12 protein-coding genes and 4 pseudogenes are annotated in these 15860 nt (G+C 63.3%); 10 read left to right on the forward strand and 6 right to left on the reverse strand.

Annotated features, from left to right (window positions below; genetic code table 11):
* Positions 1-65 precede the first annotated feature (65 nt).
* A complete protein-coding gene (locus LB565_RS23820; RefSeq protein ID WP_224588367.1) occupies positions 66-1619 on the reverse strand; it encodes an alkaline phosphatase family protein in 1554 nt (517 codons plus the stop codon).
* Between the two features lie 213 nt (positions 1620-1832).
* On the opposite strand from LB565_RS23820, the gene LB565_RS23825 reads away from it, so the two are divergent.
* The 6 genes from LB565_RS23825 to betI all read left to right on the forward strand — a co-directional run bounded on the left by LB565_RS23825 (position 1833) and on the right by betI (position 6185).
* Entirely contained in the window at positions 1833-2765 is a 933-nt protein-coding gene (locus LB565_RS23825; protein WP_224588368.1) for a VOC family protein, read from the forward strand.
* Positions 2766-2769: 4 nt separating this feature from the next.
* Positions 2770-3399 carry an alpha/beta hydrolase gene (locus LB565_RS23830; RefSeq protein WP_224588369.1) on the forward strand — a complete coding sequence of 210 codons (630 nt, stop codon included), beginning with the start codon at positions 2770-2772 and terminating at the stop codon, positions 3397-3399.
* 1 nt (position 3400) lies between these two features.
* Positions 3401-3700, forward strand: a complete 300-nt coding sequence (locus LB565_RS23835; RefSeq protein WP_224588370.1) for a GNAT family N-acetyltransferase — start codon at positions 3401-3403, stop codon at positions 3698-3700.
* Between the two features lie 237 nt (positions 3701-3937).
* Positions 3938-4996 (forward strand): dipeptidase, encoded by a 1059-nt coding sequence (locus LB565_RS23840; protein ID WP_224588371.1) that lies wholly within the window; start codon positions 3938-3940, stop codon positions 4994-4996.
* A 196-nt stretch (positions 4997-5192) separates the two neighbouring features.
* Positions 5193-5492 (forward strand): hypothetical protein, encoded by a 300-nt coding sequence (locus tag LB565_RS23845; protein WP_224588372.1) that lies wholly within the window; start codon positions 5193-5195, stop codon positions 5490-5492.
* A 6-nt stretch (positions 5493-5498) separates the two neighbouring features.
* The gene (betI, locus tag LB565_RS23850) at positions 5499-6185 is read left to right on the forward strand and encodes a transcriptional regulator BetI (RefSeq protein WP_224588373.1); all 687 of its coding nucleotides are present in this window, start codon (positions 5499-5501) and stop codon (positions 6183-6185) included.
* Between the two features lie 12 nt (positions 6186-6197).
* Here the strand turns inward: betI and LB565_RS23855 are convergent, their stop codons facing one another.
* Positions 6198-6392, reverse strand: a complete 195-nt coding sequence (locus LB565_RS23855) for a hypothetical protein (RefSeq protein ID WP_224588448.1) — start codon at positions 6390-6392, stop codon at positions 6198-6200.
* On the opposite strand from LB565_RS23855, the pseudogene LB565_RS23860 reads away from it, so the two are divergent.
* Positions 6346-6872 (forward strand): annotated as a pseudogene (locus LB565_RS23860) (polyamine ABC transporter substrate-binding protein); the annotation flags it as partial. The gene LB565_RS23855 and the pseudogene LB565_RS23860 overlap by 47 nt on opposite strands.
* Entirely contained in the window at positions 6869-8167 is a 1299-nt protein-coding gene (locus LB565_RS23865; protein ID WP_224588374.1) for a flavin monoamine oxidase family protein, read from the forward strand. The pseudogene LB565_RS23860 and the gene LB565_RS23865, both read left to right, overlap by 4 nt.
* Here the strand turns inward: LB565_RS23865 and LB565_RS23870 are convergent.
* Positions 8131-8655, reverse strand: a pseudogene (locus tag LB565_RS23870) (TOBE domain-containing protein); the annotation flags it as partial. The gene LB565_RS23865 and the pseudogene LB565_RS23870 sit on opposite strands and share 37 nt — an antisense overlap.
* Positions 8645-9295, reverse strand: a pseudogene (locus LB565_RS29965) (ABC transporter permease); the annotation flags it as partial. The pseudogenes LB565_RS23870 and LB565_RS29965, both read right to left, overlap by 11 nt.
* A gap of 284 nt (positions 9296-9579) precedes the next feature.
* On the opposite strand from LB565_RS29965, the gene LB565_RS23880 reads away from it, so the two are divergent.
* Positions 9580-10998, forward strand: a complete 1419-nt coding sequence (locus LB565_RS23880; RefSeq protein WP_224588376.1) for an aminotransferase — start codon at positions 9580-9582, stop codon at positions 10996-10998.
* A 168-nt stretch (positions 10999-11166) separates the two neighbouring features.
* Here LB565_RS23880 and LB565_RS23885 read toward each other — a convergent pair.
* A pseudogene (locus LB565_RS23885) lies at positions 11167-12368 on the reverse strand (aromatic ring-hydroxylating oxygenase subunit alpha).
* Positions 12369-12843: 475 nt separating this feature from the next.
* On the opposite strand from LB565_RS23885, the gene LB565_RS23890 reads away from it, so the two are divergent.
* Positions 12844-13254, forward strand: a complete 411-nt coding sequence (locus tag LB565_RS23890) for a hypothetical protein (RefSeq protein ID WP_224588377.1) — start codon at positions 12844-12846, stop codon at positions 13252-13254.
* A gap of 288 nt (positions 13255-13542) precedes the next feature.
* Here LB565_RS23890 and LB565_RS23895 read toward each other — a convergent pair whose 3' ends face one another.
* A complete protein-coding gene (locus LB565_RS23895) occupies positions 13543-15645 on the reverse strand; it encodes an ATP-binding protein (RefSeq protein WP_224588378.1) in 2103 nt (700 codons plus the stop codon).
* Positions 15646-15860: the final 215 nt, after the last annotated feature.

Below are 15860 nucleotides of genomic sequence, written 5' to 3' on the forward strand. Positions count from 1 at the left end.
GCCTACTGCCTACTGCCTACTGCCTACTGCCTACTGCCTACTGCCTACTGCCTACTGCCTACTGCCTACTGCCTACTCACATACCCCACCACTCCATCCTCAGTCAGTTCCGCCAAGGCCAGCGACTGATCGAGGTGAGCGGCGCGCCAGGCGAGCATCTTTTCCGCGAACTCCAGCCGCACCGGCAGATAGGCCGGGTCGTTCGCCACATTGTTCAGCTCGCCGGGGTCCTTCGATAGGTCGAACAGAAGCGGCGGCAGACCGCCGCCGAAATGTACATATTTGAAGTCCACGGTGCGAATGACGGCGAGGTTGCAGGCGCGCGATCCGATGCCGAAATGACGCTCGGCTTCGCCTTTGGAGACCGTGCGGAAATCAAACTCCCAATGCGCGGCGTCGCGCCAGGTCTGCGGCTCCTTGCCGTCTATCCACGGCGCGAGCGAGCGGCCGTCGAGGTGGCGCTGAGGCGCGGCGCCGATAAGGTCGAGCACGGTCGGAAAGATATCGACAGCCTCGGTGAAATGATCCACGGACGTGCCCGCCGCGGCGCTCCGGCGCGGATCGCGGACGATCAGCGGAATGTGATAGCTGGCGTCGAAGAAGCCGCCTTTGCCGAGCATGAAATGGTCGCCCATCATCTCGGCATGGTCGGAGGTCAGCACGATGACGGTGTCGTCCCAGGCGCCCGCTGATTTGATCGCTTGCCAGATGCGGCCGAGCTGCGCGTCGACCTCGGAGATCATGCCGTAATAGATCGCGCGGATGCGGCGGAAGTTCTCCTCGCTCCAACCCTCCACCTTGCCCTCGATGCCGGGGATGAATTTTGTCCGCTTCTGCCCCGCGAAATCGTAGACGAGATAGGGATGGCTCTCGGCTTCGGCTTGGGGGTTTGCCGCGCGCTTGAAAGGGGGCCCTTCAGCCGGACCGTACATGCTGTTGTAGGGTTGGGGCACGATGAAGGGCGGGTGTGGGCTGATGAAGGAGATATGCGCGAACCACGGCGCGCGCTCGTCCTGCTCGCCAAGCCAGCGGATGAATTCGCCGGCCAGGAAAGCGGTCGGCGTCTGGTCTTTCGAATAGACCGGCGGTGCGTTGGTCACGTCGCGTTTCGCCTGGCCGCGGGCCGGACGGTGGATGTCGGGGCTGCCCGCGCCGGTGTCAACGCCTTGCGCGCGCAGCCACGACAGCCATTGCTTCTGATGCTCAGGCAGGGCCTGGCGCACGGTGAAGCCCGGCAGCACGCCCTCATAGCTGCGCAAGCGCGGATCCCCGGTCGCCAGCCGGCGCGGATCGAGCGAGACATCGGTGTAGCCGAACAGGGTGGGATCATAGCCCGCCGCGCGCGCCGAAAGCGCGATGTTGCCATGGCGCGCGTCAAGCGGCGTGCCATTGCGGCAGACGCGGTTGTTCATCTGGTAGAGCCCGGTGTAGAGGCACGCGCGGGCGGGAGAACACGGCGCCGCCCCGCCATAGTGGCGGCGGAAAAGCACGCCTTCCGCGGCGAGCGCATCCACATTCGGCGTCTTCACCACCGGATGGCCGGCCGCCGACAGGCAATCGCCACGCCACTGGTCGCAGGTGATGAGGAGAACATTCGGGCGGCTCGGCTGATTGTCCAAGATCGTCTCCTTGTGGAAGCGCTCAGATGGACCGGAAATCACCGGCGTTGCAAGCCAATGCCGGTGATAGACCGGTGAACATATTTCGAATAGTTGTTCACTTTTATGACACAGTCCATTCTGTGTTTGCCCGCTTTGCCGCCAGCCCGCCTATCCTCATATTGGCGTGGACAGCGGCGAGGGCCGCACAAAGACAAGGGAAGGAGCACGATCATGCTCAATCAGATCCAGGGGTTGCATCACGTCACCTCGATGGCGAGCGATGCACGCCGCAACAATGAGTTCTTTACAAAAAAGCTCGGCCTGCGCCGGGTGAAGAAGACCGTCAATTTCGACGCGCCGGACGTCTACCATCTCTATTACGCCGACGAGGTCGGCACGCCGGGTTCGGTGATGACCTATTTCCCGTTCCCCGATATCGCCAAGGGCAGACACGGTGTCGGCGAGGTGGGCACAACGGTGTTCTCAGTGCCGGAAGGCACGTTGGCCTATTGGGAAAAGCGCTTCGCCGATGAGGGCGTGGGCAATGTTGCCCGCACGACAAGCTTCGGCGAAAAGCGGCTCACCTTCACCGGTCCGGACGGCGACAGTTTCGCGCTCGTCGAGGACAAGACCGACAAGCGGGCGCCCTGGATCAAGGGCGGCGTTCCCGGCGACGAGGCGATCCGCGGCTTCCACTCGGTCTCGCTCCGGCTGAAGGATGGCGGCGCCGCCGAGGAGCTGCTGAAGTTCATGGGCTATGAGGAGGTCGACAAGTCCGGCAACATCCGCCGGCTGGCGATCAAGAAAGGCAACGGCGCCGATGTCGTCGACATCGAATCGCTGCCGGGTGCCGGCTTTGCCAATCTTGGCGCCGGCTCGGTGCATCACGTCGCCTTCGCGGTCGAGGATCGCGCCAAGCAGCTGGAAGTACGCAAGGCGCTGGTCGACACGGGCTATGGGGTGACGCCGGTCATCGATCGCGACTATTTCTGGGCGATCTATTTCCGTACGCCGGGCGGCGTGCTGTTCGAGGTCTCCACCAACGAACCGGGTTTCGACCGCGACGAGGACACCGCGCATCTCGGCGAGGCGCTGAAGCTGCCGACGCAGCATCAGCATCTGCGACCTTACCTCGAAGAACACCTGCCGAAGCTGGAAGACTGAGGCCATGAGCAAGGGTGCTTACATCCACAAGGTGCTGCCCGGTCCGCCGGGCAGTCCGCTGCTCTTGGTCTTGCACGGCACCGGCGCCGACGAGAACCAGCTTCTCGGTTTCGGCCGCGAGCTTCTTCCTTCGGCGACGATCGTCTCGCCGCGCGGCGATGTGTCGGAGCACGGTGCTGCGCGCTTCTTCCGCCGCACCGGCGAGGGCGTCTACGACATGGACGACCTGGCGCGCGCGACATCGAAGATGGCTGGCTTCGTCAGGGCGCATACCGAAGCGGCAAAACCCTCGGCGGTGTTCGGCCTCGGCTACTCCAACGGCGCCAACGTCCTGGCTTCGGTGGTGTTTGCCGAGCCCGGCCTGTTCGACGCCACGGCGCTGATGCATCCGCTGATCCCGTTCGAGCCGCAGGTGCAGGGCAGTCTTGCCGGCCGCCATGTCCTGATCACGGCCGGCAAACGCGATCCGATCTGCCCGCCCAATTTGACGTCGCGGCTCGAGGCCTATTTGCGCGCCGACGGCGCCGATGTCACAGTGGAATGGCACGACGGCGGGCATGAGATTCGGCCGAATGAAATCGAGGCGGCGCGGCGGTTCTTCGCGCCGGCGCCGGTTGCCGAAGGAGGCAATTAAAGTGACTGACCAACTGCCCGAGATCGAACTGGAAGACCGTGGCTCCAAGGGGCGCTATGTGCTGCGCGGTCCCGGCGGCGCCGAGGCCGAGATGACCTTCACCAAGATCGGCGAGCACCAGCTGATCATCGACCACACCGAAGTGCCGGATGTCTTTCGGGGCCAGGGCGCCGGGCTTCGGCTCGTCACCCGCGCGGTCGAGGATGCGCGCGCCGCCGGCAAGAAGATCATCCCGCTCTGCCCCTTCGCCAACGCCCAGTTCCGCCGCCACCCGGAATGGGCGGATGTGCTGAAGCGGTAGCGCGGCGTTCCCTTCTCCCTTGTGGGAACTGAGGAATTGAAGAACTGAAGAACTGGGGAATTTTAGAAAAAAGCTCAGCGCCCGACGTGACGTCGCTTCTTCAATTCCTCAGTTCCCGCAGGGGATAAGGAAAAGAGCAGCGCTGGCATTTGCACCGCCCGGTCATCTTGCCTAAGTTGACGGTTCGCCCGGACGAAACCTGTCGTCCCGCCCGTCCCGATTTGAATGGCTTCCCTGATGACCGATACCGACCTGATCCCCGTTTTCGACGGACATAACGACACGCTGCTTCGGCTCTACCAGTCGAAGGAAGCTGATGTCGAAAAACTGTTCATCGAGGGGACGCCGGGCGGGCATATCGATCTGCCGCGCGCCAGGAAGGGCGGCTTTGCCGGCGGTATGTTCGCGATCTTTCCGCCGCCGGTCGAAAAGTCGAAACGCAGCGCGGTGCCGCCGGCACCGAGCGACAATGAACCGCTGCCGCCGGAACTGCCGCGGGCCGATGCGATCACCTCGACCATCGGCATGGCTTCCATCCTGTTTAGGCTGGAGCGCGCCGGCGCGCTGACCGTCTGCCGCAGCGCCGGCGACGTGCGCGACGCGATGGCCAAGGGCTCGATCGCGGCGGTGTTCCACATCGAAGGCGTCGAGGCGATCGATCCCGAGCTTGCCATGCTCGACGTGCTGCATGCTGCAGGTCTGCGTTCGCTGGGCATCGTCTGGAGCCGCCCCAACGCCTTCGGCAATGGCGTGCCGTTCCGCTTTCCGTCCTCGCCCGACACCGGGCCTGGCCTCACCGATGCCGGCAAGGCGCTGGTCAAGGCCTGCAACAAGCTTCGCATCATGATCGACCTCTCGCATCTCAACGGGATGGGTTTTCGCGATGTCGTGGCGCTGAGCGACGCGCCGCTGGTAGCGACCCATTCCAATGTGCATGCCATCTGCGGTCATTCGCGCAACCTGACCGACTGGCAGCTCGGCGCGATCCGCGAATCGGGCGGCATGGTGGGTCTCAACTTCGCCACCGGCTTCCTGCGCGAGGACGGCCGCATGAACGCCGACACCAGTCTCGACATCATGGTGCGCCACATCGACTCGCTGTTGCAGGCGCTGGGTGAGGACGGCGTCGGTCTGGGTTCGGATTTCGACGGCGCCATGATCCCGGCCGTTATCGGCGACGTTGCCGGCCTGCCCAAGCTCATCGATGCGCTGGCGGCGCGCGGTTTCGGGCGCGCGCTGATCGAGAAGATCGCTTACCGGAATTGGTTGGATGTGCTGGAGCGCACGATCGGCTGAGACCCTGTCGATATTCAAGTGATGCCGGCCTGAGCTGTAAACTTGCAGTGTGGATTGGCTGACGGCCCGAAATTCGTCATCCAAGGGCGAAGCGGACGCGCAGACCCCAGGATCCATGCCGTGACTTGGCGCGAAGGATAAAGGCGGCGCAGAACAGAGGCTTTTCTGCACCGTGGCGACGCCTCGAAGTCACGGAATGGCCTATATCGCGGCCGAAGGGCTCTCCTTCGCCATGGCCTCGCCGGCGTGCTATGCCGAGGCGATGCGCCGCGCCGGCTTTATCGACATCAGCATACGCGACCGCAATCCATGGTATCGCGAGGTCGCGCGCGAAGAGCTTTCGCGGCTCAGGGGGCCGCTCTACGCGCGGGCCGCGGCAGCGGTCGGCGCGGCCTATGTCGACAAGAACATCCAGACCTGGGAGGCGATGCAGAAGGTGCTTGACAGTGGCGAGCACCGCCCCACTCATCTGCGCGGTTGGAAGCCGGTTGGATAACCGGCGATGCTGGAGACCGTCACACCCATGAAGACTGCAGAGGCGAGCGATGCTCTCCCCGATACGGCGCGGAAAGGCGATGCCGAAAAGCGTGGCCGCAAGGCCTCCAAAGAGGTCCGGCGGCTGCAGCTGATCGAGGCGACGATCGATTCACTGGCCAAGCGCGGCTATGCCGAAACGACGATGGCTGACGTGGCCGACGGCGCGGGCCTGTCGCGCGGCATCGTCAACTTCCATTTCGAGAGCAAGGAAAAGCTGCTCATTGCCACGCTGCAGCACATGTATGACGAATATTCGGCGCATTGGCGCACTGCCCTGCAGAAGGCGGGCGACGATCCGGCGCGACAGCTGCAGCATCTGGTATGGGCCGATTTCGACCGCTCGATCTGCAACAAGCGCAAGCTTGCTGCATGGCTCGCCTTCTGGGGCGAAGCCAAGTCACGGCCGACCTACCAGGCGCTGAGCAGTTCGCGCGACGCCTATTACCAGCAGGTCTTCATCGATCTCTGCACGACGCTCAAAGAGAGCGGCAACTACACCTATGACCCCCAGGTCATCGCGCTGGCGCTCAGCGCCATGCTCGAAGGCTTGTGGCTGCGGCTGATGATGGGGACCGAGGACACCACGCGAGAGACCGCTTTGCAGGCGGCGAATGCGTTTTTGGCCGCCGCCTTCCCGAAACACTATGGCTAGCGAGAACTGGGGCTAGCAAAAGCCGGGGTTAGCAACAGCCGGCCAGCAAGACCGGCAAATCAAAAGAGGATGGAACAGCATGAAGAAACTCAGTCGACGCCTGACATTGAGCTTGGCGCTTGGAAGCGCGATCGCGGCTTCGGCTGCGGCGTTCGCCGTTGCCGCCGCCGATCCGAAATACAAGGGCAGGGTTTCGATCGGCGACAATGTCGACCCGCCTATGCGCTGGCCAGCCTCGCCATCGGGCTCAAGGACTGGACCAAGATGACGGACGACCAGTTCAAGCAGGCCTCGGATTTCCTGCGCCAAGTGCACAAGAATGTGCGCTCCTACTGGACCGACACCACCGACATGCCGATCAAGTCCAAGAAGGACACCGACGAAGGCATCTCGACCTGGGTCTGCGGCTACGTGCTGTTCAAGGACGCGCCCGGCGACGCCGACAAGGCCTATGACTACCTCAACGCCATCAACGATCCAGAAGTCGCCAAGGTGCTGGTCAAGGACTGGGGCTACGGCCAGGCCAATGCCAAGGGCATGGCCGGCGTCGACCCGGCGGTCCTGAAGGAAAAGGGCTACGACAACGTGGAGAAATGGGTGGACAAGACGCTGTTCCAGCCGCCGCTGCCCTCGGGGCTCAAGCAGCGCATGGTCGCCGAGTTCGAGAAAATCAAGGCCGGCTATTGAAGAGCAGCATCGAAAGGACCGACGTCGTCATCGTCGGCGCCGGCTTCACCGGCCTGTCCGCAGCGCTCGACCTTCAGCGGGCGGGCATCGATTTCCTCGTGCTGGAGGCGCGCGACCGTGTCGGCGGCAGGGTAGAGGCTGTGTGCAATGGGCTAGGCGAACTGATCGACAGCGGCGGCCAGTTCCTGTGCGTGGACATGCCCGAAATGATGGCGCTGGCCAGGGCCCACGGCAAGACCTTCGTCGAGACCTATGTCGAGGGCGAATTCATCACCCATCCATCGATGGAGCCGGCGCGGGCGGAGCGGACCTATCGTGTCTCGATGGCGATCCGCGAGCGCATGAACAGAATCGATCCGGACGATCCAGCCATTGCCGGGCTGACCGTCGCCGATTGGCTGGAACGCCAGCACGATGAGGCCGATGCCAAGGCCGCTTTCCGCTCGTTGGTCGAGGGCCTGTGGTGCCTGGCAGCGGACAAGGTGCCGCTCTGGTATCTGATCGACAATGATCGCCGCATCACCAACGAGGTGTTCGAGCTGCAGTATTTTCTGGGCGACACCATGCAATCGCTGGCCGATGACCTCGCCGGAGAGCTTGGCGACCGGCTGCGCCTGAACCAAGCGGTGGCCCGTATCGAGCGCGCCCCTGAAGGCATTCGCATCAGCACCGGCGCAGCCACGATCGAAGCGCGCGAGGTGCTGATCGCGCTGCCGCCGGCGACGGCCGCGAAGCTCGATTTCACGCCGGCTTTGCCGGCGGAGCTCGCAAGCGCGCTCGGCGTCTGGGAAAGCGGCGCGGTGATCAAGATCCTGGTGCGCTACGCCAAGCCGTTCTGGCGCGAGCGCGCCTTGAGCGGCATGATGATGTGGCGCGATCAACCGGGGCTGTTTGCCTGCGACGCCAGCAAGGATGCCGATCACGCCGCGCTTGTCGTCTTTGTCGGCGGGCCGCTCGCGCTGCGCTGGCATCCGCTCGGCAAGGCGGCGTTGCAGGCGGAAGTCACCGCGCGGCTTGTCCAGGCGCTCGGCCCGCAGGCCGCCGACATCGTCGATTTCAGCTCGCGCGACTGGACGCATGACCGCTGGAGCGGCGGCGCCTATAGCGATCTCATCGTCGATGTGACGGCGCGTAATGCCGAGCGCGTGATCCTTGCCGGCGCGCCGCCGGTCCATTTCGCCGCCTCGGAACTCTCACCGTCTTTCCCGGGTTATGTCGAAGGCGCGATCGTCGCCGGCCGCATCGCGGCCAGGAAGATTCAGTCCGCCATCGCAACCAAGGCTTCAGGATCGTAGGCGAGACGGATCGGCGCGCCGACCGGAATGTCGTCGGCGCCGAAATCGTTGGTCTCGGTCATCGAAAGCGGCTTTTCGAGCCCAGGTATCTCGACGATCAGATGCGTGATCTCACCGAAATAGTGGCGCTCGACGACCTTGCCGGCGACCTCAAATTTTGCTGACGCATTGTCCCACAAAACGCGCAGGCGTTCGGGCCGGATGCCAAGCGTCGCAGCGCCGCCATTGCGGACGAAGGCCTTCGGCCTGTCGGTCCTGACGCGGCCGAAGCCCAGCGTGTCGAGCACCAGCGAAGCGCCGTTTTCCTCGACGATCTCTGCCTTGACGAAATTCATGCCGCCGAGGAAGTCGGCGACCTGGCGGTTGACCGGACGCTGGTAGATTTCCTTCGGCGAAGCGACCTGCGCGATGCGGCCGCCGAACATCACCGCGATGCGGTCCGACATCGTCAGGGCCTCGTACTGGTCGTGCGTGACCAGAACGAAGGTGCCCGTCGCCGAGGTCGGTCGCGGCTTCGACCAGGGTCCGGTCGGCCTTCTCCAGCGAAACGAAGATCGGCAGGATGGCGAAGGTCGCCCAGGCATGGGTGAGCGTGATGACGACGGCGCTGGAATTGTAGAGCAGCGCCGTCGACGGCTCGTCGATGATGCCGAGGCCCGTCAGGCCGGAATTGAGCACCCCGTTGTAGCCGAGGATCACCTTCCACGACATCACGCGCAGCAGATAACTCGTCCAGAACGGGATGGTGATGAGAAACAGCCACAGGCTCTTGTGGCGCCCGCCATGGAAGGAGATGAAATAGGCGATCGGGTAGGCAAGCATCACCGTCAGCAGGCTGCCCGTCAGCGATATATAAAGCGAGCGTCAGAGCAGGTCGCGGTAGATCGGCTCTGTCAGCGCGATCCGGTAGTTCTCCAGCGTGAATGTGTGGTCGATGGTGAGGTAGTTCTGCGTCCAGAAGGAATGGGCGATGACGACCAGGATCGGCAGGACGAGGAGAATAAGGGCGTAGACGAAGGTGGGACTGATCAGGGCAAAGCCCTGGACGGCTTCCGATTGCAGAAGGGGACTTCGTCTCGATCCCGCCATGCGCAACGGGGGCGACGACCCTTCTGCGGCAACCGTCATTGCAGCGCTCCGGGCGTGATTTCGGTAGCTGGCTCGGACTGTCCCGCCATGCGGCCTTCCCATTCGTAGCGCCGACCGCCTGTTCCCGAATTATGCTTGGAGCATGATCGCTCCTGGCTTGCCGGCTTTCTTCATCATGAGCGCATTCGCCGATTGAAATCAAGCGCTATTTCTGAGATATTGATTGAACGGATATTCAAAATGAAGCGACGAAAAGCCGAATTTCCATGGTTTTCCGCGTCGTTCGATATCCGATCAGAACAACCTGGCGATGCGAGGCGAAAATGGCGGCTCAGAGCAAGATCAAGGCAAGCGAACTCATCGAGCCCGGCGATGACGACGCGGTCGAGCTCGCCAAGCGCCATCTCGTGCAGCCCTGGCCCTATGCGGGCTCGGTCGGCAACGAGGCCCGCGCGCTGATCGGCGAGGGCGACGGCATCTACATCACCGACGGTTCCGGCAAGCGCCTGATCGACGGGCCGGCCGGTATGTGGTGCATCAATGTCGGCCATCGCCGCGAGGAGCTGGCCAAGGTCATGTACGACCAGGCGATGGCGCTCTCCTACAACACGCCATGGTACACGATGAACGCGCCCTCGGCCGCGCTTGCGCGGCGCATCGCCGATGCGGCACCCGGCGATCTCAGCCACACCTTCTTTACCACCGGCGGCTCGTCGGCGGTGGAGACGGCGCTGCGCTTCATGCAGTTCTACAACAATGTGCGCGGACGGCCGGAGAAGAAGCTGATCCTCAGCCGCGGCGGCGCCTATCACGGCTCGACCTATCTGTCGGCCTCGCTCAACGGCCGGCCGCGTGACCGCGACTGGATGGACGGCGCCGACGATCTGGTGGTGAAGCTGTCCTCGCCCGATCCGTTCCGGCGGCCGAAGGAGATGAGCATCGCCGCCTTCACCGATTTCCTGGTCGATCAGTTCCGCGACACCGTCGCGCGCGTCGGCGCGGAGCGCATCGGCGCCTTTGTCGGCGAACCGGTGCAGGCTTCCGGAGGCGTCATCGTGCCGCCGGACGGATATCTCAAGCGCATCCGCGAGATCTGCCGCGAGAACGATATCCTCTATGTCTCGGACGAGGTGGTGACCGGCTTCGGACGGCTCGGCCATGTTTTTGCTTCCGGCGATATGTTCGGCATCGACCCGGACATGATCACCTTCGCCAAGGGCGTCACATCGGGCTATTCCCCGCTCGGCGGCGTCCTCATCTCCGAGCGGCTGCTCGAAGAACTGCGCCGCTCCAACCATCCCGGCGCGCTGTTCGGCCATGGGCTCACCTACACCAGCCATCCGATCGGCTGCGCGGTCGCGCTGAAGAACCTCGATCTGCTGGAGGAGGGCGTGCTCGCCCACACGCGCGAGGTCGCGCCCTATTTCCAGGCGCGACTGAAGACGCTGGAAGAGCTGCCGCTGGTCGGCGAGGTGCGCGGCGTCGGCCTGATGGCTTGCGTCGAATGCGTCGCCGACCGCGAGAGCAAGGATCCGCTGCAGCTCGACAAGGATGTGGGAAAACGCATCGACGCGCATTGCCACGAGCTCGGCCTTCTGGTGCGGCCGCTGATCAACATGTGCGTGATGTCGCCACCGCTCATCGTAAGCCGCGAGCAGGTCGACGACATGGTGGCGATCCTGCGCGAAGGCATTTCGCGGACCATGGATGATCTGAGGAAAGAAGGAGTGTGGCGGGGGTGATTGGCCAGTCTCCCTCCTTGAGGGGGAGATGTCGCCGAAGGCGACAGAGGGGGTCGTCTCACGTAAATCGCCAGCGTTGTCTATCATGAAGTGTTGGCGCTTCACGCGCAGCGACCTCCTCTGGCCGCTTCGCGGCCATCTCCCCCTCAAGGGGGGAGAAGGAAAGTTCTACCCCCTCGACCGCAGCACGTCGTTCAATCCCCACATGTCCTTTTCCTCGGGCGCCGTCTCAAGGTTCAGCACAGGCACCTGTTTGCGCAAATGGTCGTGGTGGGTGCGCACGCCATATTCGAGGTCGGAGAGATAAAAGCCCTCGAAGGCTTCCGACAACATGGATTCGTTCGACCACACGGAAAGCTGCACGTCTTCGTTCATGGTGTCGCGGTCGATGCGATAGGCGAGGTAGCGTGCCGCCGCCTGTTCGCGCGTCTCGTCCTTGTAGCGGTAGATGGCGCCGCGCAGCAGCGTCTCGCCGGTCGATAGCGGGAACTCCTGATAGAACTGGACGGATTCCGGCATGATCGACAGCGCGTTGTTGGGGAAGATGCCGTAATAGATCTAGGCCTTGCGCAGATGTTCCGGCAGATTCGTGGCCTCGGGCGCGAGCTTGATGTACTCGCGCACGCTCCAGCGCCGCCCGGCGTGCGGATTGTAGTGGCGAAGGACCGCGACACGCCGTTGATGAAGGGTTCGTCGAAATAGGTGGCGCCATACAGGTCCTGCAACGCGGGATGCGCCATGGCGACGTGATAGCCTTCATTGTCGACGTCGCGCACCGACTTCCAGTTGACCGGCGATTTCTGCGTCCAGATGCCCCAGGACGGCACCATGTCGGCGACGTGGTAATGAGCGATCTCGGCCTCGATCGGCTTGAGCAGCTCGGCCACCGAAGGCTGCGGGCCGCCCCTTGCGGAAGCGGATGAAGATGAAGCCCATCCAGATTTCGAGGTCGAGAGGCATCAGGCCGAACTCGGTCTTGTTGAGCTCGGGGAAGGAGCGCGGACGGGCGGCACCGCGCAGCGTGCCGTCGAGATTGTAGACCCAGCCATGGAATGGGCACACCAGGGCGTTCTTGCAACTGCCCTGGCTGTCGGCGACAACGCGGCTGCCGCGGTGGCGGCACATATTGTTGAAGGCGCGCACGACGCCGTCTTTGCCGCGCAGGATCAGCGCGCGTTCGCCGATGACGTCCATGGTCAGATAGTCGCCCGAATATGCACGTCGGAGACATGGCCGGCGATCTGCCAGTGATTGCGGAAGACGTTTTCCTTCTCGAGTTCGAGAAGGGCGTTGGAATGGTAGCTCCACCCCGGCAAACCCCGCCGGTCCCAATCGTTGGGGATCGCCATGTCACGGAGGTGCGGGTTCACCTGCGTGTTCTTATTTTGTTGAATACTCATTCAATATAAGCATATTTTGCATTGAAATGCAACGGCTTGTTGGAGTATGGAAATTCCGTGGCGGCGAGTTTGACCTCGCCCGATCCGGAAAAACCCCGGAAAATCCGGGTATTAATCGAGGAAGTGGAACGGCTATTCAGCGGGCGGATACCAGCCTCGGAGAAGGCGTGTTTTGCCGAGTCAAGGGGCGTGCGCAGACAGCGGCGGCGCTCGATTCAGGCGTTGCTGTGTGAGGCTGTTTACAGTCCGACCGGGCGCGGCAGGCGTATATCTGCTCTGACCGTTTCGATCGCCGGTCGAATGGTCGCCTCGGATTGGGATGCTGCTGCGTACGGTGCCTGTTTCAATCCTGTTACACAGACAATCGCCGTCGATCATTCGGCTGTTACCTGGTGCGATTAAGTTCGTTTCATAGTCAAAAGAAAGATAAACGAAGGGAACAGGGATGTTTGCGAAAGTTCGTACCTCCGACGTCAATCGCCGCCTGCATGGACCGGAACGCAATGACCGCCGGCCGAAGCTGGCGCTGCGCCAGCGCGCGAGCGATCATCCGATGGCGATGTTCATGGCGATCGGCGTCTGCGCTTTCGGCTGCATGCTCGCGGCACCTGCTTCAGGCCCGGCTTTCGCCTCGATCAATCCGCCGGCCAATGTCATCGAGGGTGCGCAGACGACGCTCAAGACCGCCCGTCTGCCGGAGTCCTCGGTCGACTTTGCCTGCAAGGGCCAGAACTGGGGCGCCGAGAGCCTCGAGTGCCTGCGCGCCATCGCCGAGCAGTCCGGCCAGCACCGGGAACGCGCGGTGCGCATGATCGCCAACGCCGCGCCGCTCACCAACACGCCGAACATTTTTTAAGACCTCCCCTGAGCGCGCCCTCCTGCGCTCGAGTCAGGCTCCCGCCGTGGAAATCGGTCGGGAGCCTCTTTTTTTGGTGCCTGTCGATATTCAGGTGAGTCCGGCCTGCGAAGGGCAGCTTCCTGCGCTTCCGGTGCTCACGTACTGAAAGTACGCTCCGCTCCGGTTCTCGGAATCCACCCTTCTCGGCTCGGCCTGACCTGAATCTCAACAGACCCCGCGGCGGCGCCAGAACAAGAGGTTTCGCCGCACCTTCCTTACGTTTCCCAGTCGCTCTGGGCAGTCAACTCAGATATGAGCGCCGTTGTCGGCGGCGGCTTCGTCGGCGACGGTTGATAGGATGCCGCGGACGTCGAGGGTCGAGAAAGGCTTTTCCAGTATATGCGGGCGCTGCTGCGGCGGCAGCGCTTCGATTTCCGCCTTGGCGCCGATCAGATCGCCGGTGACCAGCACGAAGCGCTGCGCCAGCGCCGGCTTCTCGGCAAGCAGCTCGCGGTAGATGGCAATGCCGCTGATGCCCGGCATGCGCAGATCGGAAAAGACGATGTCCGGCGGCATGTAACCGTTCAACAGGTTGGCCGCTGATGTCCAGCTTACCACGACGCGCGACTTCACGCCCATCAATTCGAGTATGTCGGACAATGAGGCGGCGACATCGGGCTCGTCGTCGATCACCAAGGCATGACGCAGTCCGCTCGAACGCGCCGGACCTTCGCCGGGCGCGGCGCTGCTGCCCGCGATCGCCGGCAATTGCACGACGAAGCGCGCGCCATTCGGCTCCACGTCCTCGAACCAGGTGCTGCCGCGGTGGCGCTCGACGATCGATTTCGAGATCGACAGGCCGATGCCGGTGCCGACGCCGACCGGCTTGGTGGTGAAATAGGACTCGAAGATGCGCGCGCGGATCGCCTCGGGAATGCCCGGGCCGTTGTCCTCGACGGAGAAGCCCGGATTGCCGTGCTCGTTGCGAAACGTCCGCACCTTGATGCGCCGCTCGCCGGTGACGCCGGCCAGCGCATGCTGGCTGTTAATGAGGAAGTTGGCTGCCACCTGCGTGATATGGTCGGCATCGGCCATGGCAAGCAGCGGCCCGCTGGCAAAGTCGGTGTCGATGATGATGCCGCTGGAGCGCGCGCCATAGGCGGTGACTTCGAGCGCCGAACGCATCACCTGGTTGAGGTCCGTCTCGGCCTGCTCGGTCGGGTGCAGCCGCACCATCGATAGGAAGCTCTTGACGATGCGGCCGCATCGCTCGGCAGCCGCTCGCACCTTCTCGGCACGCACCTTGGTCTGCGGGTCGCCGGCGAATTCATGCAGTAGCGTCGACTGCGCCACCACCACCGCCAGCGGATTGTTCAGCTCATGCGAGACGCCGGCGAGCAGCGAGCCCATCGCCGCCATCTTCTCGTTCTGGTGCAGCTTCTCGCGTTGACGGTTGATCTCCTCCTCGGCCTGCAGCTTTTCGCGCAGGTCACGGATCGAGCCGAAAATCAGGCGGCGGTCGGCAACACGCATCTCGGTTGCGGTCAGCTCGATCGGGAAAATCTCGCCCGCGGCGTTCTGCGTGACGGTCTCCAGCCGCTGGCCGACCATCGGCGCGCCGCGGCCGGCCATGTATTCGGCGCCAGAGGCATAGCCTTTGCGGTAGTATACCGGAACGATGGTATCGAGCAGGTCCTTGCCAAGGATGGCGCTGCGCTGGAAGCCGAACATCTTCTCGGCGGCCGGATTGAACTCGATGATCGAACCCGTCTCGTCGATGACGATGATGGCGTCCAGAGAGGCCTGCAGCATGGTGCGACGGATCACTTCACTGGCATGCGCCTCGGATGGCGAGCGCTCGATGGCGTCGCCGATGGCCAAGGCGATGATGTGCAGCGTCGCTTCTTCCTCATCCGTCCATTCGCGCTCGGCGATGCAGTCGTTGATGGCCAGCGTGCCCCAAAGGTGGCCATGCGCGAAAACGGAGACGGACAGGAACGACTTGATGTTCTGCTTCTCGAAATCGGCCCGCAGGAAACCGTCGAGGTCGCGCGTGTGGCCGGAGAAAATCTTGCCTTGCCGCTCATCCTCCTGCAGCTGCTCCAGCAGCGAGTCCGAATTGATGATCGACTGCATGATCACCGTGGGCGACGCCAGCTCGCCGCCGAAGTCAGGGTCGATCCAATAGGCGGCGACGGACTGGGCGAAGCCTTCGCCTGGCAATTCACGCAAGCGGAAAAGAATGCCGCGCTGGCAATCCATCTTGCGGCACATTGTTCCCAGAATGTCGTCCATCTCGCGCTGCCAGTCGCCTGCCTCGCGCAGGCGGCGCACGACATGGACAGCCGCCATCGCGGCGCCGCCGGGACGCGAGCCATTCATATCGGTGCGTGCTGCATCAGCAGTCATGGTCATCCAAGGCCCGGACGTCGGTCGTTCAGAGCGTCCCTCCGTTCCACGGAAATGGCGAACCGCTCTACCGCTCTGTTTTGACGCAATTCCGGACGGAAGGCTACGGCCAAGGCGCCAAGCCTGGCCGTTTCACGCCATTCCCGGAATGCTCTTGTTGCGGCTCACCGTTTCACGCCCTACCGCTTTGTTTTGACGCAATTTGGACAGAAGGC

Source organism: Mesorhizobium sp. CA14, from assembly GCF_020165195.1.
Taxonomy (GTDB): Bacteria; Pseudomonadota; Alphaproteobacteria; order Rhizobiales; family Rhizobiaceae; genus Mesorhizobium.